Source organism: Marinomonas ostreistagni (genome assembly GCF_016888445.1).
GTDB classification, from domain to species: Bacteria; Pseudomonadota; Gammaproteobacteria; order Pseudomonadales; family Marinomonadaceae; genus Marinomonas; species Marinomonas ostreistagni.
In genome coordinates, this window is the sequence record NZ_JAFEKF010000004.1 from 15,323 (window position 1) to 36,027 (window position 20,705).

The following is a 20,705-nucleotide window of genomic DNA, read 5'->3' on the forward strand; positions in this document are numbered from 1 at the left end:
TTTATGCATTTCGAATCGCCTATTAAACGACGTCACTCACGTCAGATTATGGTTGGCAATGTGCCCGTTGGTGGTGGTGCACCAATTAGTGTGCAAAGTATGACCAATACCGAAACGTGTGATGTGGCAGCAACGGTAGCGCAAATTCAAGCTATTCAAGATGCTGGCGCCGATATTGTACGTGTATCAGTGCCTTCAATGGATGCCGCTGAAGCATTTAAATCCATCCGTGAACAAGTCAATATTCCGTTGGTAGCCGACATCCATTTCGACCACCGAATTGCGCTGAAAGTGGCGGAATACGGTGTTGATTGTTTGCGTATCAATCCAGGCAATATCGGTAACAAAGATCGTGTCCGCGCGGTGGTTGATTGTGCGCGTGATAAAAACATTCCGATTCGAATCGGTGTAAATGCTGGGTCACTGGAAAAAGATCTGCAGAAAAAATACGGCGAGCCAACTCCTGATGCGCTAGTAGAATCAGCCTTCCGCCAAATCGAATACTTTGACGCGTTGGATTTCCAAGAGTTTAAGCTAAGCCTTAAAGCCTCGGACATTTTTATGACGGTAGAAGCCTACCGTAAAATTGCCTCTCAGATTGATAACCCACTGCACCTAGGGATCACTGAAGCGGGTGGCTTGCGCTCGGGCACAGTGAAATCTTCCATTGGTTTAGGACTTTTGCTAATGGACGGCATTGGTGACACCTTACGTGTCTCGCTTGCCGCAGACCCTGTGCAAGAGATCAAGGTTGGTTGGGATATGTTGCGTAGTTTAAAACTGCGTAGTCGAGGCATTAACTTTATTGCCTGCCCAAGCTGCTCACGCCAAAACTTTGATGTCATCAAAACCATGAACGAGCTAGAAGAGCGCTTAGACGATATTCAAGTAGCTATGGATGTGGCTGTTATCGGTTGTGTCGTGAATGGACCGGGTGAAGCTAAAGAAGCGGATTTGGGGTTAACCGGTGGTTCGCCAAATAATTTGGTATACCTCGATGGCAAACCCAGTTCAAAAGTTAAAAATGAAACCTTAGTAGAAGATCTTGAGCGCCTTATTCGCGACAAAGCTAAGGAAAAAGAGCAACAAGAATCGAATCTGATCGTTAAGTCATAAGGGCACTTACAGTGGGTCGTAAAGTACAAGCAATTCGTGGCATGAATGATATTCTGCCTGGCCAGTCTTCCGTTTGGCAGTATCTAGAAAAAACTGTTGCTCAGGTCGTGAGCAGTTATGGTTACCAACAAATTCGTTTTCCAATTGTTGAGCACACAGAGCTGTTTAAGCGCGGTGTCGGTGAAACCACCGATATCGTTGAAAAAGAAATGTACACCTTTGATGACCGCAATGGGGAGTCCCTAACTTTGCGCCCTGAGGGTACAGCAAGCTGTGTGCGTGCCGCGGACCAAGCCGGATTATTGTTTAATCAAACTCAGCGCCTTTGGTATGTCGGTCCGATGTTCCGCTATGAGCGCCCGCAAAAAGGTCGCTACCGTCAGTTCCACCAAATTGGTGTGGAATCCTTTGGCATGTCGACCCCCGATATCGATGCTGAGCTGATCATCCTAACGGCGCGCTTGTGGAAACAACTGGGTCTTTTAGAGCATGTCGAGCTGCAGTTAAACACCATCGGTGTGGCGGCTGCACGTGAAGCTTTTAAAGCTGCTTTGGTTGAGTATCTGACGCAGTATAAAGATCAGTTAGATGAGGACAGTCAGCGCCGTCTGACGACTAACCCACTACGTATCCTTGATTCGAAAGATGAAAAGACTCAGCAAGTGCTTGAGCAAGCGCCGAGCTTAGAAGACTTCATCGATGACGAGTCGCAAGCGCATTTCGAGCGCCTACAAGCTATTTTGACAGCAAACGATGTCCCATTTGTTATCAATACTAAGCTAGTACGTGGCTTAGACTACTATGGCAAAACCGTATTCGAATGGGTAACCACGCATCTTGGCGCGCAAGCGACAGTCTGTGCTGGTGGTCGCTACGATGGCTTGGTTGAACAACTAGGCGGACGCGCAACCCCAGCAGTGGGCTTCGCGATGGGCGTTGAACGTTTGGTGCTATTACTAGAAACGTTAGACTTGATTCCTGACGCGGCTAAAGATAATACTGATGTCTTTGTGGTCAGCTTCGGTGAGGCGGCGGAAGTGCAATCATTTGTGGTCGCCGAACAATTACGCAATGCCGAGCAAGGCTGGCAGGTACTACGCCACTGTGGTGGCGGTAACTTCAAAAACCAAATGAAAAAAGCCGATAAGTCAGGTGCTCGCTTTACTTTGATTTTAGGTGATACGGAAGTAGAGCAGGGCATTGTTCAGGTAAAAGATATGCTTAACGGCGAGCAAACGTCTTGTGCTACGACAGAACTAGCAGGTTACTTATCGCAACAGCTTAATGGTTGATTGATTAACCTGACGGCGAATTAGGATTATTAAGGAAGGCAGTGTGTCTGAAGTAAAAACTGAAGAAGAACAAATCGAAGCGTTTAAAACCTGGTGGAAAAAGAATGGTACCTCTTTGGTGCTGGCCGTGGCCGTTGGGGTTGGTGGTTACTTTGGTTGGCAAGCTTGGCAGAGTAGTCAAGAAAACCACCTTGCTGAAGCGTCTTCTTTGTATCAGAGTTTGACCGAAGCGTCTGCCAACATTGAGCAAGAAGAAAATCAAAAGACGATTCGTTACTTAGCTGAGCAGCTGTCAGACGAATACGATGACACAGGTTATGCTTTATACGGGCAACTGTTCGTAGCACGTGTTGCGGTGCAAAATGGTGAGTATGAGGCAGCGTTAGAAGCTTTGCAGTCGATCGTAAGTCAAACAGAAGATGCCTCTTTAACGACCATTGCCAATGTACGTATTGCACGACTTCAAGCAGAGCTTGAACAGTACGATGACGCATTGGCTACATTGGACAGCGTTGATGCCCCAGCCTTTGCTGGCCAAGTACAAGAGCTACGCGGTGATATCATGCTAGCGCAAGGGGATCGTGATGGTGCACGCGAGGCCTATGAAGCGGCTGCAGCCAATCTAGGTGAGGATGCACAATCTCCTCTGTTACGAGTCAAACTGAAAGATTTAGTGAGCGGTTAATATGTGGAAACCAATGATTGCGGCCGTGGTGACAAGTGCAGCGCTTTTGCAGGGCTGTTCAAATATGTTGCCGGCGCCTAGTAGCGGTAGCCAAGAAGTCAATTTTCAACCCTCGTGGCATCGTGCATTAGATGGCATTGCTCGCGGCGAGCAGACGGAAACCTTCAATATTGTGGCGCGTAACAATGCCCTTTATTTTGTCACTGACCGTGGCATGCTGTACGAATTTAATACCTCAGGTGATCAGCAGCAGGCGTTTGCCACAGGTATTCGCCCAAGCTCAGGGGTTGCTGTAGGCGAAGATAAACTATTCTTCGGCACTTATGATGCAGAATTAGTAGCGGCCTCTTTGGATCAAAAGTCGGTGCTTTGGCGTAAATCTCTTACCTCAGAAGTGTTGGCTGAGGCGGGGGCTGGGGAAGGCCGTGTCGCAGTACAAACAGGCGATGGCTGGTTAACCGTCATGGACGCCCAAACGGGTAAAACCCTATGGCGTGATAAAGAAGATATCCCTGCACTGACGATCCGTGGTACCACGGCTCCGATCATTGTAGATGGCAAGGTGATTACAGGTTTTGCCTCAGGTAAAGTCAAAGCGTATAACCTGCAAACGGGTGATATGATTTGGCAATACGCCGTGGGTAAACCAGAAGGGCGCTATGAAATTGAGCGTTTGAGCGATGTGAGTCAACGCTTAGTTGTCGCCAACGGTCTGGTATACAGCGCCGCTTATAATGGCACAGTGACAGCGATTGCTCTGCAGTCTGGCCGTCCTATTTGGCAACGTAATATTCCTTCTGCAAACAGTGTCGCGGTCAATGGCTCTGAGCTTGCGGTCGTGGATCAAAATAGTAATGTGCATCTGTTGAACGCGCGTAATGGTTCGACGATTTGGGATAATGAGCAACTATCTGAACGCTCCTTGGCTTCGCCAGCTTTCTTAAAAGATTACGTTGCTGTGCTTGATCGTGGTGGTTGGGTACATTTGATGAATCGTACGACTGGCAATATTGAAGCGTGGACGTTAGCGGATAATAAAGGCCCGGCAGGTAGCCAAATGGTGTCGAGTGATGGGCAATTGTTTATACTGACACCCTCTGCGAGTTTGACTGCGTTGCGTTATTGGTAACAGCGACGCGTCCAAACATAATGCGACAAGCAATTTAAAGAGGCTGCTTTCCTTTTTTGGAAGCAGCCCCTTTGTATTTTTATAGGTTAGAAAAATGATCCCAGTTATTGCATTGGTCGGTCGACCCAATGTTGGCAAATCCACTCTGTTTAATCAGCTTACGCGCACCCGTGATGCGCTGGTAGCTGATTATCCTGGACTGACCCGTGACCGCAAATACGGTGATGGCAAGGCCGGTGAGCATGAATTTATCGTCATCGATACCGGTGGTATCAGCGGTGATGAGCAGGGCATTGATGAGCATATGGCGCGTCAATCACTGCTAGCGATTGAAGAAGCTGATGCGGTGCTGTTTCTTGTAGACGGACGTAATGGCTTAAACCCTGCAGACGAGATGATTGCTAATCACCTACGCCGCTCGGATAAGCCAGTATACATGGTGGTTAACAAAACCGATGGTATTGATGAAGACGTTGCTCTAGCAGACTTTTATGCCTTGGGTATGGGGCAATTGTATCCGTTGGCAGCCGCGCACGGTAAAGGCGTACGCTCGTTAATTGATACAGTCATGTTGCCATTTGCTGACCGTGTTGCCGAGGCGCGCGAGCAGATTGAGTTTAATGCCAAAGGTATTCGTATTGGTGTGATTGGTCGTCCGAACGTGGGTAAGTCAACCCTGGTTAACCGCATGCTCGGGGAAGATCGTGTGGTGGTGTTCGATATGCCAGGTACAACACGTGACAGTGTGTACATTCCCTACAAGCGTCATGACAAAGAATACACCTTGATTGATACAGCGGGTGTGCGTCGTCGTAAGCATGTGAAAGAAGCGGTTGAGAAATTCTCCATTGTAAAAACCTTGCAGGCAATCCAAGATGCCAACGTGGTGATTTGTGTGATCGACTCTCACGAAGACTTGGTTGAGCAAGACTTACACATGATCGGCTATGCCTTGGACGCGGGTCGTGGTCTGGTGATTGCGATCAACAAATGGGATGGCTTAAGCAAAGATGAGCGCGAGCACATGAAAAAAGAAGTCGAGCGTCGCCTTGGCTTTGTACCTTACGCGAAAGTGCATTACATCTCAGCGTTGCATGGAACAGGTGTGGGTGATCTGTATGACACCATCGAAGATACCTATGAATCTTGTTATGCTAAGTGGTCGACTAACCGCCTAACGCGTATTCTTGAAGATGCGGTTGCCGAGCATCAGCCGCCGATGATTAAAGGTCGTCGTATTAAGTTGCGCTACGCTCACCAAGGGGGCTCAAACCCACCGCGTATTGTCGTGCACGGCAATCAGACACATGCGCTACCAGGTAGCTATAAGCGTTATTTGGAGAACAAGTTCCGTACGGTACTTAACATTACCGGCACGCCGATCTCATTTGAGTTCCGTTCTTCTGATAACCCATTCGCGCCGAAGAAGTAGTCACTGCTTTAGCTTTTACAAAACCCTATCTAACTCAGTTAGATAGGGTTTTTTTGTCGACTTTAGTCTTAAGCATGTTGTCGATATCGGTTGGATTCGCTACTTTGGAAAGAAAATAACAAAAATGGAGTGTCTATGTCACAGTCAGTGGAGTTCTCAGAGCACCCCTTTGCCGGACAAAGCAAGCTTGGGCAAGTGCGTCTAAATGCCCCCAAAGCCATTAATGCATTAAGTCTGGAAATGATCGAGGCTATTACTCATCAACTAGAGGTGTGGTCACATGATCCGCACATCGCCGCTATTTGGCTTGAAGGCGCTGGCAGCAAAGGCTTCTGTGCCGGAGGGAATGTGGTGGATGTCTACCATTCACTCAAGCAAGCCGATCAAGGTCAGTTCAGTTATCGTTATTTTCACACCGAATATCAGCTCGATTACTTTTTGGCTACCTATCCTAAGCCGATTATCTGTTGGGGCAACGGCTATGTCATGGGCGGCGGCATGGGGCTGTTTATGGCATCCCAATATCGTTTAGTGACACCGAGTAGCCGTCTGGCCATGCCAGAAATTGCCATTGGCTTGTATCCGGATGTCGGTGCATCCTACTTCCTCAATAAGTTACCTCAGCATATTGCGCGTTTTTTAGCCCTAACAGCCTACCAAGTAAACGCTACCGATGCTTGCGAGCTGGGAATGGCGACGCATTATGTCTGTGATGAGGCGCGTGACAGTGTGCTTAAAGCTTTAGCTCAGGGAGACACGGCAACCCTAAGCCGTGAGCGAGTGGAGACTCATATCGAACGCGTGCTCTATAATTTTAGCATGGCGGATGATTTGCCTCTGCAAAAACCCGAGTTACAGATGTTAGACAAAGACATTGCTCAGCTAATGACGGGCACGATCAGTACGATCGAGCAAGCTATGATGCAACTTGAGACTGAGTGTGATGCTTTACAGCGAGCACGGGAGACGTTTTTGCACGGCAGTGCTTTGTCCGCTGCAATCATTTTAAAGCAGCTTGATTGGGCTGTGGATCAAACACTGGAGCAAGTGCTTGAGCGTGAAACCTTGCTGTCACTGAATGTCTGTCTAAATGGTGACTTTGTCGAGGGGGTACGCGCGTTACTGATCGACAAGGATAAGCAACCTAAATGGCGCTATAGCAGTGTTAATGAGGTGCCTGATGGTCAGTTACACGGCTTTTTTATCGTGCCGGATCACTTTAATCAGTTACAGGCCGCGGCGAAGATTTCGTCTCAAAGTCTTGTAGAACAATCTTAAGTGCTGCAATCGCTGTCTGCTGATCGATCTCATTATCTTCAAGCAGGGCAATCAAATCGACGGCAAGTTTAATATGGTCTGGGGCATTCTCTAGCGACATAAGGATTTTTTCTGCATAGTTGCTGTCATGTTATTGGACTAGAATATTATATACTCTGATAGAAAGCCTAGTAGTACGAAGAATGTTAACACATCCTAGAGGTGAACGTGGTTACAAATGATTTTTGGTTAGAGCGCTGGCAAGCAGGGCGAATTGGTTTTCATCGCGATGAAGTGAATCCTTGGCTGACACAGTACTGGCCACAGGTTGCCCGTGGCGCTAAGGTGCTGGTACCGCTGTGTGGTAAGTCGGCGGACTTGCTGTGGCTTGCTAATCAAGGTTATGACGTAACGGGCGTTGAGCTTTCTCCAATGGCCGTGGTGCAGTTTTTTGGTGATAACGATTTAACCTATCAGACCGAGCAAGTGGGCCACCTTAAAATTCACCAAGCCCATGACCTTCCCCTGCGTATCGTTGAAGGCGATTACTTTGACTTCGACGAAACCGGTTTTGATGCCTGTTATGACCGCGCAGCCATGGTTGCTATGCCCGAAGAAAAGCGTGAGCAGTATGTGCAGCATACTAAGCAACGTCTACAAGCCGGTGCATCATTGTTATTGATTACACTAAGCTATGACGGCGAGCAAGCGGGACCGCCGTTTTCCGTGTTAGACGATGAAGTGCAAGAGCTTTGGGGTGAATGGATACGCAAACTTGCTAGTGAAGATTTATTACAACTAGATGAGCGCTATCAAGGGGCTGAGCGCAGCTTTTACGAAGAAAGCGTATGGCGTATTACAGGACAGTAATGGCACTGTATACCTGAGTAATTTTCTGGGATAATAGCGCCAATTATCCCAGTCACTTCAATGTCCCAAGCATCCAGCTTGGGATCGAGTTTTTATGACCAAACGACACAAGACCGCCCCCGATATCTTTTCTTATCCCCAGTATTGGGCTGAGTGCTATGGTGTAGCACCATTTTTACCTACCACCCGCGAAGAAATGGATGCGCTCGGATGGGACAGCTGTGACATCATTATCGTGACAGGCGATGCTTATGTTGACCACCCTAGCTTCGGCATGGCAGTCATGGGGCGTGTGCTTGAAGCGCAAGGTTATCGCGTAGGGATCATTGATCAGCCAGACTGGCGTAGCACCGATGACTTTATGCGTTTGGGCAAGCCTAACCTGTACTTTGGTGTAACAGCGGGCAACATGGATTCCATGATCAACCGCTATACAGCAGATTTGAAGGTGCGTAACGATGATGCTTACACGCCCTATGGTGTTGGCGGTAAGCGCCCGGATCGTGCCGTCATTGTCTACACCCAGCGCTTAAAGCAAGCTTTCCAAGACGTGCCTGTAATGATCGGCGGTATCGAGGCGAGCTTGCGCCGTATTGCGCAATACGACTATTGGGGCGATGAAGTACGCCGTTCGGTATTATACGATTCCAACGCTGACATCTTGCTGTATGGCAACGCGGAGCGTGCCATTATCGAAGTGACCCACGCCGTCGCGGCAGGTAAGAAAATGCGTGACTTGGTCAATGTGCGTGGTACCACAATTTTGCGTGATGTGCCGCCAGGCGGCTATACAGAAATTGACTCAACTCGTGTCGATTGGCCAGGCAAAATTGACAAGATTTATAGCCCATATGAGTACATCCCAGAAGGGAAATGTCAGACCGGTGAAGCAGAAGACGATGATGTGATGCCGATCCGCGTGATTCCTGCGCCGCTGCGTAAGGGCGAAAGGCTTGACGAAGCAACCACCTATATTCGTCTACCATCGTTCGAAAAAGTGTCTAAAGACCCAGTATTGTACGCCCACACTTCGCGTATTTTGCATATGGAGTCGAACCCTCATAACGCCCGCGCGTTGATTCAAAAACACGGTAATAAAGAGATTTGGGTGAACCCGCCGCCGATTCCGCTGGAGACGTCAGAAATGGATGGCGTCTTTGATTTGCCGTATGCTCGCGTGCCTCATCCTAAGTATAAAAAAGCCCGCATTCCTGCGTATGACATGATCAAAACATCGATCAATATTATGCGTGGCTGTTTTGGCGGATGTACGTTTTGTTCGATCACTGAGCACGAAGGTCGCGTCATCCAGTCGCGTTCTCACGAGTCGGTGCTGAACGAAATTGAAGATATTAAACGCAAAGTGCCAGGCTTTACCGGTCATATTTCCGACTTAGGTGGTCCGACGTCCAATATGTATCACTTGAACTGTAAAGACGATGAGATCCAAGCATCCTGCCGTAAGCTGTCGTGTGTTTATCCTACGATTTGTTCGAACCTTAAGACCGATCATAGCCCTACGACGCAGCTTTATCGTAAAGCGCGTGCGGTAGAAGGCATCCATACGGTATCGATCGCTTCAGGTTTACGCTACGACCTAGCCGTGGAAGACCCTGAGTACGTACGTGAGTTGGTGACGTATCACGTAGGTGGACTGCTTAAAATTGCTCCAGAGCACTCAGAAGCAGGCACTTTATCAAAAATGATGAAGCCGGGGATGGGCACTTACGATCGCTTCAAAAAGATGTTTGATAAGTTCTCTAAAGAGGCCGGTAAGAAGCAGCACTTGATTCCTTACTTTATTGCTGCGCACCCAGGCTCTAGCGATGAAGACATGATGAATTTGGCGGTTTGGCTGAAGAAAAATGACTTCAAGCCTGACCAAGTACAATCGTTTTATCCATCGCCGATGTCGCTGGCGACAGCAATGTATCACTCCGGTAAGAACCCGCTCCATGGTGTCACCTACAAGAGTGAAGATGTGTATACGCCCAAAGACTACAAACAGCGTACCGTCCAAAAAGGCTTCTTGCGCTACCATGATCCAAACAACTGGCCTGCGCTGCGTGAAACATTGCGCGTAATGGGACGTGCCGATCTCATTGGTAATGGCAAACATCAGCTTGTGCCAGACGAAGAGCAAGATAAGCGCACGGGGCGTCGTCCGGTGAAAGCTAAGCCAGGACAAAAAACTGGTGCTTCTCACACCAGTAACCGACCGACCATGCAGAAAAACGCTGAAAACGAGCGTAATCAGCGCAAGTCGAATGCTGGTGGTCAGAGTGTTAATGGCGCAGGCAAGCGTCCTAGCGGAGCTGGGAGTAAGCCAAATAAAGGTGGTGCTAATCGTTCTAAGAGCAAGTCGCCAGCACGTCGTGCGCGTTAACTAAGTTAACAAGTTTGAAGACTAAAGCCCCAGCAAGATTCTTGCTGGGGCTTTTTTGTTTATATCTTTGCAAGCTAGGGAAAGCTGCCCTGTTTTAGTACCCGTGCTGGTTTTGATTAGCGAAAAAGGTGCAAAGCTTGATGGAATTGCGCATAATTCGCTCCCTATAACTGGTATAGAAACTGCATCGACTCATCATAACTCGGTGCCAATGTATCAATATGACCCCTTATTCATTCGAAATAGAGAAGTTTGACCCAAGCAAGGTAAGCTATTGGGCGTTGATTAATGTCTTTTATCGGAGTGTTCATGCACTGCCTGAGGCGATGTATTCGCCTGAGCAAAAGTCAGCTTGGGCGCCAGATGGTATTGATCGTGCGGCTTGGCAAGCACGCATTGAGCAGCACAATGTCTGGGTAGCTGTGGATCGCAATAATCACGAATGCCTTGGCTTTATCGAGCTTGATCAAACCGCTGATCTGGAGTGCTTATACGTCTGTCCGACGGCGCAAAAGCAAGGCATCGCAAAGAGTTTATTAAGCTGTGCGCAGCAACACGTAGCGACCATGAAACCAGAGAAAAAGGCGTGGCTGGTGCGTGCTTCGGATGCGGCCTATGAGTTTTTTATACGCCATGGTTTTATGCCCACCGAGCGTAACGTAATCGAGCGCTTCGGTGTCACTTTGCACAATACCACTATGAGTAAAGCGTTGTAATCAGCGAGTCGCAAGAAGATAAAATTGAGCAAAAGGAGGCCGCAATTCGGCGTTTACCTTTTGCTCAATAGGGTGCTCTAAAGCGTCATAGTATCGGCAACCGCCAGTACTGGCCCAGTAGGCTGGCCAGTAAGCGAGCCGCCTTTGGGCTCCAAGCTAATGGCCATATGGGCGTTGCTCAGCCCACGCATCCAATCCGATTGTAATGAGTAAGTGGTCGTATGGGTAAGGTCTAGCACACCCAAAGAAATCGGCGCCCCCTCACCAACAGCTACCCAGAGTTCGTAATCCCCTTGCTCGGCTACGGTGCCTTCAAGCGGCACGACACGTACTTGTTGGCTGTCAGTATCGACCAGCACGTCCACCGTCAGTGTCACATCAGTTGCTGCTAAATGCGTTTGATAATCCGCTTCAAATCCATTGGGCCAAACCAGCCAAAGTCCTATGGCTAAGATCATGGCAGCGGCCATCGCCCACAGCGGTTGAGGCTTAGAAGATCGTGCCTTAATTGATGTGGCTGGTGTGTGCTCCTCGCTCTCAATGGCCTCTAATAATTGCGCTTTGATGTGCGCAGGCGGAATCTGATCAGGCCATTCGTCACTTAGACTGGCAAAGCGTTCTGACCAATACACATAAGCGTCGTGCAATTCTGGGTTTTGGGACATTTGCTGCGCAAAGGCTTGCGCTTGCTCTGGAGGCAGTAGTCCCAGCGCATACTCAGCAGCCGTCAGATGTTGTTCAGATGATATGCTCATTGCTCAAGGCACCCCTTTAATCGTTGTAAGCCACGACGTAGCCAAGTGCGTATGGTATTGAGTGGGATAGCACATTGTTCTGCCAGCTCAGCATAACTTAAGCCCTCAAGGTACGCACCTTTGATGGCTTCGGCGCGTTCAGGTGGCAAACTATTAAGACAGTCTTCAATGTGTTGTTTCGCCTGCGCAAAAGCCACTTGGCATTCGGGTGAATCATGGTCTTCGATTAACTCAATATCTTCTGATGACATACTTGGCTGTGCCATCAATGCTCGTCGCTTATCGATAGCGCTGTTACGGGCAATCGTCATTAACCACGTCATGGGGCTTAAGCCGTTGCTTTGGTAGCGCTCAGCGTTACGCCAAACCTTCATGTAGGTTTCTTGAAGCACCTCTTGAGCACTGGCGTCGTCTTCTAATACACGTAGGCAAATGCCATAAAGTTTCGTACTGGTACAATCATAGAGTTCAGAAAATGCCCGAGTGTTACCTTGGGCTATGTCAGTAAGCAGCTGCTCAACCTTGGACCATTCATGCATAGAACTTCCTTTTAGAATCTAGATGATGAAAGTATGGGCTTAAGTGTAGAACAATCCGTCAGCATTAATGCATTAAATAGTAGCGCTAAAACGGGATCTCGCTTAGCATCTGCACTAACGCCTATTTGGGGCGTAACACAATGTTTTTCAAAATCGTTAGGACATTCAAAAATGCCAAAAGCCAGTGAGATTAAACGTAACAACGCCGTTGAATATGATGGCAAAACTTACATCGTGCGTGATATTGAGCGCTCAGTGCCGCAAGGTCGCGCCGGTGGTAGCTTATACCGTATGCGCATGTACGATGTGGTCACTGGTCGTAAAATCGATGAAACCTTCAAAGATTCTGAAATGCTAAATTTGGCGGATTTGATCCGTCGTCCAGCAAACTTTTCATACCTTGATGGTGAAGAGTATGTATTCATGGATCAAGAAGACTACACACCGTACAACCTGCATAAAGATGCCATTGCTGACGAAGTTGCTTTCTTCAATGAAGACACAACAGGTATCCAAGTAGTGTTGGTCAGTGATGCACCGGTCGCGCTTGAACTGCCACAAGTGGTTGAATTGACGGTTACAGAAACCGATCCTTCAATCAAGGGTGCGTCAGCGACTTCGCGTACGAAACCAGCACTATTATCGACTGGTGCGACCATTCAAGTGCCTGAGTACATCGCCACGGGTGACCGTATTCGTGTCAACGTCGAAGAGCGCAAGTTCTCAGGCCGTGCCGAAAAATAAGCAACTTTGCTGATTGTCTGCTAGGCAATAAAAAGGGGCCGTGAATGTTAATTCACAGCCCCTTTTGGTTTGGCCAAATGGCCTATTGATAGCCCTTGGCTTGCAGATGGAATAAATGGGCGTAGCGGCCGTCTAAGGTTAGTAATTGCTCATGATTGCCACGCTCGATAATGTATCCGTGCTCCATAACGATGATTTCACTCGCCAAGCGTACCGTGGAGAAACGGTGGGAAATTAATATCGCCATTTTGCTGGCGGTGTGAGTTTGGAAGTGGGCAAAGATGTCTGCTTCAGCGGCAGCGTCCATGGCAGAAGTCGGCTCGTCGAGCACCAAAATATCGGCCTTTTCCCGCATAAACGCTCGCGCCAGAGCGATCTTTTGCCACTGGCCTCCCGACAGTTCTTGGCCACCTTTAAACCAGCGTCCTAGCTGGGTATGAAAGCCATCATTGAGTTGATCGATAAAGTCTGTAGCTTTACCAAGCTGCGCCGCCTTTAGCCAACCTGTTTCATCATCAAAGCGTGTTTCATCGCCGGCACCGATGTTTTCGCCGACGATAAACTGGTAGCGCACAAAGTCTTGAAAAATAACCCCCACACGACTTAATAGAGCCGCTTCGTCCCAGTCTTGTAAATCCAAGCCGTCTAATAAAATACGCCCTTGGGTAGGCGTATATAAGCGCGTTAATAGCTTGATCAGTGTGGTTTTGCCTGAGCCGTTTTCCCCGACGATCGCCAGACTGCTGCTTGGCTTGATATGCAGTGTGATATCTTGCAATGCGAACTGTGAACTACCCGGGTAGCGGAACGACACCTGCTCAAAGCGGATGCCATCGCCTATGTTTGGGCCTTGAGTGAGACCTGTTTGCTTAGTGGGTGTGGCTTGCTCTAAATATTCGTATAAGTTGGACAAATATAGGTTGTCCTCGTACATGCCACTGATGCTGGTGAGTGACGAAGCAACGGCGCCTTGACCTTGCTTAAACAGCAGTAGGTACATGGTCATTTGCCCTAAGGTGATGGCGCCAATGACTGTTGAGGTGACGATCCAGCCATAAGCACCATAAAACACTGCGGTACCTATAATGCCAAGTATAAAACCCCAGGTTTCACGGCGTACAATCAGGCGCTTGTTTTCCCGAAATAGCTTGGCAAAGATCGCACGGTAGCGCCCTAAAAAACGCTCGCTTAGTTGGTACAAACGTACCTCTTTAATATTGTCCTCACGCGCCAGCAAGGTTTCTAAATAGTTTTGTTGGCGAAACTCTGGGGAGCGCCAGCGCGCCAATAAAAAAGCATCGCCGCTAAACTTAGCCTCAGCAATGAAACCAGGCAGAGCGCCGACCACCAAAAGCGCCAGTGCCCAAGGGGAAAACTGCCATAACAGCACAGCGAAGCTTGCTAAGGAGATGCCATTTTGCAGCAAGGCGAAGGTTTTATTCACCAGCGCCAATGGTCGGCTTGAGGCTTCGCGGCGGGCGCGTACTAATTTGTCGTAAAACTCAGAATCTTCGAACTGGCTTAGGGATAAACATTGGGCTTTTTCTAAGATCATCAAATTAACACGCTGGCCCAAGCGCTCCCGTAAAATGGCTTGTAGGCCTGCAAGTCCACGCTGGCAGCCGCTCATTAAGAGAACAATGCCCGCCTCGATGGCAACATAATAAAGCGCTGGGAAATACTCGATCACAGCGTCTTGCTCGTAGCGCTCCATCGCGGCGACGACCGCATCGACGATTAGCTGCCCGACATAGGCCATGGCTGCAGGTAATATCCCCGCCAGCAAGGTGAGTAAGGCAAGAGCAAGAGTCAATCGAGGCGAGGTGGCCCAGACTAAATCGAGGGCGCGTTTGCTGTAACGAAACACGCCTAGCATATTCATATCGATGGTGTGATGAGAGGCGCTTGCGCGTTTCATGACAGAGCTTCCTAGCACTTGAGTAAACACTTATTGTACCGCCAAGCATGGCACATCGAATACACTCAAGTCATAGCGTGTGTTTTCAATTTGACTTGCCCACAGGGCGCGGATAAGGTTCGGGATTAGATTAAAGTTAGGTTTCAAACTGAAACCTGAGGTAATAGGCATGGCAGACGGTTCTTTTTATAACTTTCCTTTTACGGCGGTAGCGGGCCAAGAGTCGCTTAAACTGGCGTTGGTTCTAACGGCGATCAATCCGCGTATTGGTGGGGTATTGATATCTGGTCCACGCGGTAGCGCTAAATCTACGTTGGCACGGGGTTTAGCGGGCGTGATGCCGTCCATTGACCACGAACAAACCGCGTTTGTTACCTTGCCATTAGGTGCCACTGAGGATCGTTTGCTCGGCTCGCTCGATATTGATTCGGTGCTTAATGATAAGCAAGTGAAATTTCAGCCAGGCCTATTAGCGCAGGCGGATCAGGGCGTGTTGTATGTCGACGAAGTGAACCTACTTGCCGATAGTTTGGTGGATGTGCTTCTGGATGTCAGCGCCAGCGGGATTAACCGAGTTGAGCGTGATGGCGTGAGTCATGTACACGATTCACGCTTTGTATTGGTCGGCACCATGAACCCAGAGGAAGGCGAGCTGCGCCCACAACTCAAAGACCGCTTTGGCCTGATGGTGTCTCTGTCTAATGAATACTCGTTGGAAGAGCGCGTGCAAATCGTGCGTTTGCGCGATGAGTACGATCAAGACCCAAAAGGCTTTTGCGATGCCTTCAAATACAAACAGCGTAACTTACGTCAAAGTATCAGCCAGGCCAAAGCACGCTTAGCTTCCATCAAATGTGCGGATGCCTTGCGTATGGACATTGCCACTCGCTGCCAAGCGGCTCATGTGGATGGGGTGCGTGCGGATATTGTCTGGGTGCGAGCTGCGATGGCTCATGCGGCTTGGCGTGGCGCAGACACTGTCTCGGTGGAAGATGTTAAAGCAGTGGAAGCCTTTGTGTTGGCGCATCGTCGTCAAACTCCACCGCAGTCAAAACAATCGCCACCGCCAAGCTCGCCGCCCAATTCACAGCAGCCACCGTCACGACGACCTCCTGAGTCACATAAACAAGATGAGGGCCAAACGCCGGGAAAGTCTTCCCCTTCACCGCAGAATGATTCTGACGGTGAGGCAACAGCAGGAGAGTTTGGTGCGTTGCCGCCTCAGCAGCAGCTGACCAATGATGGCATATTGCTTGGCTCGCGCTTATACAGCCAAGCTGCGGCCATTCCAGATAAATATTCAGCGAGTGCTTTGGCAGGTAAACAGCATGGTGCAAGCCAAGGCGGAAGTCGCTTCGGTAAACGTCAAACGGGCGGCATCGATATGGCGCAAACCTTAAGAAGCAGTGCCGGTGAATGGCCTCCCAAGCAACTGATGCGTCGCAAAGGTCGAGAGGGTAAGCCAGTATTGCATTGTATTTTGCTCGATACTTCTGGCTCGACGTTAGCCGAGCAAATCTTTGCTAAAGCCAAGGGCGTGATTTTAGAGATTGCCGAGCGTGCTTACTTAGAGCGTGAGCAGATCAGTATTTTAGGGTTTGGTGGTGAGCAAGTGGACTGGCTACTGCCGCAAGTACGCGCGCCGCAGAACATTCGTGCACAACTGGACGAGTTCAGCGCAGGTGGCGGTACGCCAATACACCAAGCGTTGGTCGATGCTCAGCAATACTTAGCCCAAGCTGCGCGGCAGCAGCCAGAGCTTGAGCTTAACAGCTATATTTTGACTGATGGTCGTGTGACCGGCGATTTTACGACGGCTGCGTGGCCAGGAGCTTTGACGGTGATCGATACCGAACTGTCGCCAGTTAAACGCGGTCGCGCACAAGAGCTCGCACAAGCTTTCAATGCCGATTACCATTTATTAAGCCAGTTGCTGGCTTAGGTTAGTCGAGCCAACGAAAACGAATTTAAGATAAGTGAATAACATGACAACTCAAGTGGCCCATTGCCCAGCATTATTTCTAACCGCGCCGGCTTCAAACCAAGGTAAAACGACGATCACTGCCGCCTTGGCACGCTACTTTACCGAGCAAGGCAAAGTAGTGCGGGTGTTTAAAACTGGGCCTGACTACCTTGATCCGCAGATTTTGGCGCAAGCTTCCAAGCAACCTGTTGAGCAGCTGGATATCTGGATGGCGGGCGACGAGTACTGCCAAAAAATGCTGTTTGATGCGGCCCAAGAAGCAGATTTGATCTTGGTCGAAGGTGCAATGGGGATGTTCGACGGCGAGCCTTCAAGCGCTGACCTTGCGGCACGTTTTAACATTCCGGCTGCTATTGTCATGGATGTGAAAGGCATGGCGCAAACCGCTGCTGCGGTGGCCACAGGCCTTGCGAACTTTCGCAATGACGTTAAAGTCGCAGGCTTAATTGCTAACCGCTGTGGCAGCGAGCGTCATGCGCAGTTGATTCGTGATGCCTTACCCGAAGATTTACCATTGCTGATTAGTCTAAAACGTGATGATGAAGTGACCTTGCCTGAACGTCATTTGGGCTTGGTACAAGCTTCCGAAGTCGGTGATGAGCTTGAAGAATGCTTCACAGCAGCGGTGCGCTGGTTAACGCAAACCGAAGATCAAACCTTACTGACACTGCCTGAGCCAGTAGCGTTTTACGCGCCAGAGCAAACTGTGGTTGAACAAGACATCGGCACGCCACTGGCAGGTAAAACCATTGCCATTGCCAAAGACGAAGCTTTTAGTTTTATCTACGATGCCAACCTTCGTGTATTAGAAAAATTGGGCGCTGCGGTTACTTTCTTTTCACCGCTTTATGATCAGCAATTACCGCAAGCGGATGCGCTGTGGCTTCCGGGGGGCTATCCCGAGCTTCATGCTCAAAAGCTTTCGCAAAACAGCGCCATGCTCGATCAGATTCAGACGTTTTTTGCGGCTGGTAAACCGATCTTAGCAGAGTGTGGCGGTATGCTTTACAGTCTTGAAACTCTGACTGACCTTGAGTCCAACACCTATCCGATGCTCGGCCTGCTAAAAGGTGATGGCGCCATGCGTGGCAAACGTGGCTGCCAAGGGATGCAAACAGCACCGCTGCCAGAGGGAGATATTCGTGGTCATGCGCACCATCGTTCACTGAGTGAAAATACGCCTGAGCCGTTAAGCCATGGCCGTCGTCAGCGCCACCCAGCGCCGGGCGAAGCCATCTATCGTGAAAAAGGGCTGACAGCGAGTTACTTACATTTATTCTTCGCTTCCAATTTCGCGGCCACGGCTGCGTTATTTAAAGGCGCATAACCAACTATGTGGCCAGAAAGCAGTGACGAACCCAAGCCGCTTCGCTCCGGTTTAACCACCGGTACTTGTGCTACCGCGTGTTCGGTGGCGGCGGCGATGGCGTTGCTGACCAAGCAGCAAGCGCCGCAAGTGTTTGTTACCTTACCCAAAGGCCAAGAAGTGTCTCTTGGGATTATTTCTTATGACATCACTGAGCACTCAGTAAAAGCGGCCACTATTAAAGATGCCGGAGACGATCCTGATGTCACCCATGGTGCAACCGTCTGGGTCGAGCTATCTCTAATCCCAGAGCAGGGCATCAAGTTTGTTGCTGGCCAAGGGGTTGGTACAGTGACCCGCACAGGGCTTTTGCTTGATGTGGGTGAGCCCGCCATCAATCCGGTGCCACGCAAAATGATCACTGATCACCTTAATGCCATCGCCCAAGAGCAAGGTTATCAAGGCGGATTTCAGGTGACCGTTGGTGTGGAGCAGGGCGAGCAATTAGCGCTTAAAACCATGAATCCGCGATTGGGTATTCTCGGTGGCATTTCCATTTTAGGCACGACGGGTATTGTGCGTCCGTTTTCCTGTGGCGCTTACATCGCTTCGATCCAACAAGGCGTTGATGTAGCCCGTGCCAACGGTCATCGATATATTGCAGCGACCACGGGTAATGCCAGTGAAACGGCGATTCGCGACCGTGATGGGTTAGATGATATGGCTTTGATCGAGATGGGGGACTTTGTTGGTGCGCTACTAAAGCATGTAAAACGTTTAGAAGGCCAAGTACCACAGCTTGAGAAGCTCACCATCTGTGGTGGCTTTGGCAAAATCAGTAAACTCGCACAACAGCATATGGATTTAAACTCGCGTGCTTCGTCCATTGACCTAGAAGCCTTGTCAGAGCTCGCTCAAACATTAGGGGCAACTGAGGCGTTAAAAGCTAGCATGTGCCAAGCCAACACCAGTGTTGAAGCGTTAAAATTCGCTCAAGCAGAAGGTGTCCCGTTAGCTGATGCGGTGTGTCAACAAGCCCTCGAATTTTGCCGTCGCTTTGTGCCTGCGCATATGGCGTTAGAAGTGCTTGCCATTGATCGTAAAGGTCAGTTTGTTGGACAAGCCCTTGAACAGAGCCAATCGATTTAAAGGAAAGCCATGAAAATTCTTTTATTAGGCGGCACCGCCGATGGTCGACATTTGGCCGAACGCTTCAGTCAGCTAGGCTTTGAAGTATTGTATTCCATTGCAGGCTTAGTTCGTGTACCGACATTGCCTTGTGAAATTCTCGTCGGAGGCTTTACTCAATTTGGTGGTTTAGCGAGCTTTTTGAAAGACCGTCAAATTGATTTAGTGATCAATGCCACGCATCCCTATGCGGCAACCATGAGTGATAAAGTCGTGACAGCTGGCATAGAAACTAGTGTGCCAGTGTGGCGCTTTTTACGCCCCGCTTGGCAGCCACAAACGGGGGATGATTGGCGTTTCTATCAAGGCGATGATGACTTATTAAAGCAGCTTAATGGCTTTAAGCGCCCACTACTAAGTGCCGGCCAAATGTCGCTAGAGCAATTAATGGCGATCACAGAATTAGAAGGCTTTGAGCAAGGCGTGTGGCGCACGGCCGCTACGCCGAAATTTGATGTGCCAGATAAGATTACTTGGCTCAAAGCCATTGGCCCGTTTGATCTTGAACATGAAAGACACTTACTCAAAGAGCATCAGATCGATGTGATCGTGACCAAAAACAGCGGTGGTGACTCCACTTCAGCGAAGCTTGATGCCGCCCGCGAGTTAGGTATCCGTGTCTTGTTACACCAGCGCCCAGAAGTGAGCGCGGCAGTACGAACTTTTTCCGATTATTCTCAACTTATTGAAGCGGTGCAGGCATTAAAAGCCCCTGCATCCACTGCTCAGGAATCTTAACAACAGTGACTTATCAGTACGATCCAACCCCACAGGGCATTGAAAACGAAAGCTTCCGCCAAATTCGTGAACTGACACAACTTGATCATTTATCCCGCGATGCTCAGCAAGTGGTGATGCGTGTGGTGCACAGCTTAGGCTTACCTGATGTCGCCGAGCAGGTGCGTTTTAGTGACAACGCTTGTGAAGCTGGCCGAGCGGCGCTCGCGCAAAATTGTCCTATTCTTTGTGATGTAGAGATGGTCAAGCAGGGCGTCACCAAGCGCATGATTGAGCGCGAGCCATTGTGTTTTTTAAACGATGCACGCACGGCAGAGCTTGCTAAGTCAAAAGGCGAGACGCGCTCTATGGCAGCGCTAAGTCTATGGCAGGAGCAGCTAGAGGGCAGTGTGGTATTGATTGGTAACGCGCCGACGGCCTTGTTTCGATTATTAGAAATGATCCGCGCTGGTGTGCCAAAGCCTGCGTTAATCATTGGTATGCCAGTGGGTTTTGTCGGCGCCGCGGAGTCTAAGCAAGCGTTATGGGATGACCATAAAGAGCTCGATATTGAGTGCATTACCTTGCTCGGTCGCATGGGCGGCAGCGCGGTGACTTCTGCTAGTTGTAACGCCTTATTGCGTTGCAACATCGGCGAATACTATTAACTA

Annotated in this window: 19 protein-coding genes; 15 read left to right on the forward strand and 4 right to left on the reverse strand. The window is 49.4% G+C overall.

The window, feature by feature from the left end; genetic code table 11:
- Positions 1 to 3 precede the first annotated feature (3 nt).
- From ispG to JQX58_RS11505, 6 genes are all read left to right on the forward strand, one after another.
- Entirely contained in the window at positions 4 to 1,116 is a 1,113-nt protein-coding gene (gene ispG / locus JQX58_RS11480; RefSeq protein ID WP_204147005.1) for a flavodoxin-dependent (E)-4-hydroxy-3-methylbut-2-enyl-diphosphate synthase, read from the forward strand.
- An 11-nt stretch (positions 1,117 to 1,127) separates the two neighbouring features.
- Entirely contained in the window at positions 1,128 to 2,408 is a 1,281-nt protein-coding gene (hisS, locus tag JQX58_RS11485) for a histidine--tRNA ligase (RefSeq protein ID WP_204147006.1), read from the forward strand.
- A 43-nt stretch (positions 2,409 to 2,451) separates the two neighbouring features.
- On the forward strand, positions 2,452 to 3,093 hold the full coding sequence (locus tag JQX58_RS11490) for a tetratricopeptide repeat protein (RefSeq protein ID WP_204147007.1): 642 nt from the start codon (positions 2,452 to 2,454) through the stop codon (positions 3,091 to 3,093).
- A 1-nt stretch (position 3,094) separates the two neighbouring features.
- Entirely contained in the window at positions 3,095 to 4,222 is a 1,128-nt protein-coding gene (bamB, locus tag JQX58_RS11495; RefSeq protein WP_204147008.1) for an outer membrane protein assembly factor BamB, read from the forward strand.
- 94 nt (positions 4,223 to 4,316) lie between these two features.
- The gene (gene der, locus JQX58_RS11500) at positions 4,317 to 5,654 is read left to right on the forward strand and encodes a ribosome biogenesis GTPase Der (protein ID WP_204147009.1); all 1,338 of its coding nucleotides are present in this window, start codon (positions 4,317 to 4,319) and stop codon (positions 5,652 to 5,654) included.
- Between the two features lie 135 nt (positions 5,655 to 5,789).
- The gene (locus tag JQX58_RS11505; RefSeq protein ID WP_204147010.1) at positions 5,790 to 6,932 is read left to right on the forward strand and encodes an enoyl-CoA hydratase/isomerase family protein; all 1,143 of its coding nucleotides are present in this window, start codon (positions 5,790 to 5,792) and stop codon (positions 6,930 to 6,932) included.
- Here JQX58_RS11505 and rsmS read toward each other — a convergent pair.
- A complete protein-coding gene (gene rsmS, locus JQX58_RS11510) occupies positions 6,874 to 7,032 on the reverse strand; it encodes a pleiotropic regulatory protein RsmS (RefSeq protein WP_204147011.1) in 159 nt (52 codons plus the stop codon). The genes JQX58_RS11505 and rsmS overlap by 59 nt on opposite strands.
- Positions 7,033 to 7,139: 107 nt before the next feature.
- On the opposite strand from rsmS, the gene tmpT reads away from it, so the two are divergent.
- The 3 genes from tmpT to JQX58_RS11525 all read left to right on the forward strand — a co-directional run bounded on the left by tmpT (position 7,140) and on the right by JQX58_RS11525 (position 10,883).
- Entirely contained in the window at positions 7,140 to 7,781 is a 642-nt protein-coding gene (gene tmpT, locus JQX58_RS11515; protein WP_204147012.1) for a thiopurine S-methyltransferase, read from the forward strand.
- 94 nt (positions 7,782 to 7,875) lie between these two features.
- Positions 7,876 to 10,167, forward strand: a complete 2,292-nt coding sequence (locus JQX58_RS11520) for a YgiQ family radical SAM protein (RefSeq protein ID WP_204147013.1) — start codon at positions 7,876 to 7,878, stop codon at positions 10,165 to 10,167.
- 221 nt (positions 10,168 to 10,388) lie between these two features.
- On the forward strand, positions 10,389 to 10,883 hold the full coding sequence (locus JQX58_RS11525; RefSeq protein ID WP_204147014.1) for a GNAT family N-acetyltransferase: 495 nt from the start codon (positions 10,389 to 10,391) through the stop codon (positions 10,881 to 10,883).
- Positions 10,884 to 10,960: 77 nt separating this feature from the next.
- Here the strand turns inward: JQX58_RS11525 and JQX58_RS11530 are convergent, their stop codons facing one another.
- Together JQX58_RS11530 and JQX58_RS11535 are read right to left on the reverse strand one after the other, a co-directional pair.
- Positions 10,961 to 11,638: an anti-sigma factor gene (locus tag JQX58_RS11530; protein ID WP_204147015.1), complete on the reverse strand. Its 678-nt coding sequence runs from the start codon at positions 11,636 to 11,638 to the stop codon at positions 10,961 to 10,963.
- Positions 11,635 to 12,177 (reverse strand): sigma-70 family RNA polymerase sigma factor, encoded by a 543-nt coding sequence (locus JQX58_RS11535; RefSeq protein ID WP_204147016.1) that lies wholly within the window; start codon positions 12,175 to 12,177, stop codon positions 11,635 to 11,637. The genes JQX58_RS11530 and JQX58_RS11535 overlap by 4 nt, the downstream gene beginning before the upstream one ends.
- Before the next feature lie 171 nt (positions 12,178 to 12,348).
- On the opposite strand from JQX58_RS11535, the gene efpL reads away from it, so the two are divergent.
- The gene (efpL, locus tag JQX58_RS11540) at positions 12,349 to 12,921 is read left to right on the forward strand and encodes an elongation factor P-like protein EfpL (protein WP_204147017.1); all 573 of its coding nucleotides are present in this window, start codon (positions 12,349 to 12,351) and stop codon (positions 12,919 to 12,921) included.
- Between the two features lie 82 nt (positions 12,922 to 13,003).
- Here efpL and JQX58_RS11545 read toward each other — a convergent pair whose 3' ends face one another.
- Entirely contained in the window at positions 13,004 to 14,839 is a 1,836-nt protein-coding gene (locus JQX58_RS11545; RefSeq protein ID WP_204147018.1) for an ABC transporter ATP-binding protein, read from the reverse strand.
- Between the two features lie 169 nt (positions 14,840 to 15,008).
- Here JQX58_RS11545 and JQX58_RS11550 point away from each other — a divergent pair, with 169 nt between their 5' ends.
- Genes JQX58_RS11550 through JQX58_RS11570 form a run of 5 tightly spaced genes read left to right on the forward strand, consistent with a single transcriptional unit; the run spans position 15,009 to position 20,702 of the window.
- Positions 15,009 to 16,781: an AAA family ATPase gene (locus JQX58_RS11550; RefSeq protein ID WP_204147019.1), complete on the forward strand. Its 1,773-nt coding sequence runs from the start codon at positions 15,009 to 15,011 to the stop codon at positions 16,779 to 16,781.
- 43 nt (positions 16,782 to 16,824) lie between these two features.
- Positions 16,825 to 18,150, forward strand: a complete 1,326-nt coding sequence (locus JQX58_RS11555) for a cobyrinic acid a,c-diamide synthase CobB (protein WP_204147020.1) — start codon at positions 16,825 to 16,827, stop codon at positions 18,148 to 18,150.
- Between the two features lie 6 nt (positions 18,151 to 18,156).
- The gene (locus tag JQX58_RS11560) at positions 18,157 to 19,278 is read left to right on the forward strand and encodes a cobalt-precorrin-5B (C(1))-methyltransferase (RefSeq protein WP_204147021.1); all 1,122 of its coding nucleotides are present in this window, start codon (positions 18,157 to 18,159) and stop codon (positions 19,276 to 19,278) included.
- Positions 19,279 to 19,287: 9 nt separating this feature from the next.
- Positions 19,288 to 20,055, forward strand: a complete 768-nt coding sequence (gene cobK / locus JQX58_RS11565) for a precorrin-6A reductase (protein WP_204147022.1) — start codon at positions 19,288 to 19,290, stop codon at positions 20,053 to 20,055.
- A gap of 5 nt (positions 20,056 to 20,060) precedes the next feature.
- Positions 20,061 to 20,702 (forward strand): precorrin-8X methylmutase, encoded by a 642-nt coding sequence (locus tag JQX58_RS11570; RefSeq protein ID WP_204147023.1) that lies wholly within the window; start codon positions 20,061 to 20,063, stop codon positions 20,700 to 20,702.
- The last annotated feature ends 3 nt before the right edge of the window (positions 20,703 to 20,705 follow it).

Excerpts from the sequence above, each read along its gene's own strand:
- JQX58_RS11545 (WP_204147018.1), bottom strand. The coding sequence starts at position 14,839 with ATGAAACGCGCAAGCGCCTCTCATCACACCATCGATATGAATATGCTA.
- JQX58_RS11505 (WP_204147010.1), top strand. The coding sequence starts at position 5,790 with ATGTCACAGTCAGTGGAGTTCTCAGAGCACCCCTTTGCCGGACAAAGC.
- JQX58_RS11555 (WP_204147020.1), top strand. The coding sequence starts at position 16,825 with ATGACAACTCAAGTGGCCCATTGCCCAGCATTATTTCTAACCGCGCCG.
- efpL (WP_204147017.1), top strand. The coding sequence starts at position 12,349 with ATGCCAAAAGCCAGTGAGATTAAACGTAACAACGCCGTTGAATATGAT.
- JQX58_RS11530 (WP_204147015.1), bottom strand. The coding sequence starts at position 11,638 with ATGAGCATATCATCTGAACAACATCTGACGGCTGCTGAGTATGCGCTG.
- der (WP_204147009.1), top strand. The coding sequence starts at position 4,317 with ATGATCCCAGTTATTGCATTGGTCGGTCGACCCAATGTTGGCAAATCC.
- JQX58_RS11520 (WP_204147013.1), top strand. The coding sequence starts at position 7,876 with ATGACCAAACGACACAAGACCGCCCCCGATATCTTTTCTTATCCCCAG.
- ispG (WP_204147005.1), top strand. The coding sequence starts at position 4 with ATGCATTTCGAATCGCCTATTAAACGACGTCACTCACGTCAGATTATG.
- JQX58_RS11560 (WP_204147021.1), top strand. The coding sequence starts at position 18,157 with ATGTGGCCAGAAAGCAGTGACGAACCCAAGCCGCTTCGCTCCGGTTTA.
- JQX58_RS11550 (WP_204147019.1), top strand. The coding sequence starts at position 15,009 with ATGGCAGACGGTTCTTTTTATAACTTTCCTTTTACGGCGGTAGCGGGC.
- JQX58_RS11535 (WP_204147016.1), bottom strand. The coding sequence starts at position 12,177 with ATGCATGAATGGTCCAAGGTTGAGCAGCTGCTTACTGACATAGCCCAA.
- JQX58_RS11525 (WP_204147014.1), top strand. The coding sequence starts at position 10,389 with ATGACCCCTTATTCATTCGAAATAGAGAAGTTTGACCCAAGCAAGGTA.
- cobK (WP_204147022.1), top strand. The coding sequence starts at position 19,288 with ATGAAAATTCTTTTATTAGGCGGCACCGCCGATGGTCGACATTTGGCC.
- bamB (WP_204147008.1), top strand. The coding sequence starts at position 3,095 with ATGTGGAAACCAATGATTGCGGCCGTGGTGACAAGTGCAGCGCTTTTG.
- rsmS (WP_204147011.1), bottom strand. The coding sequence starts at position 7,032 with ATGTCGCTAGAGAATGCCCCAGACCATATTAAACTTGCCGTCGATTTG.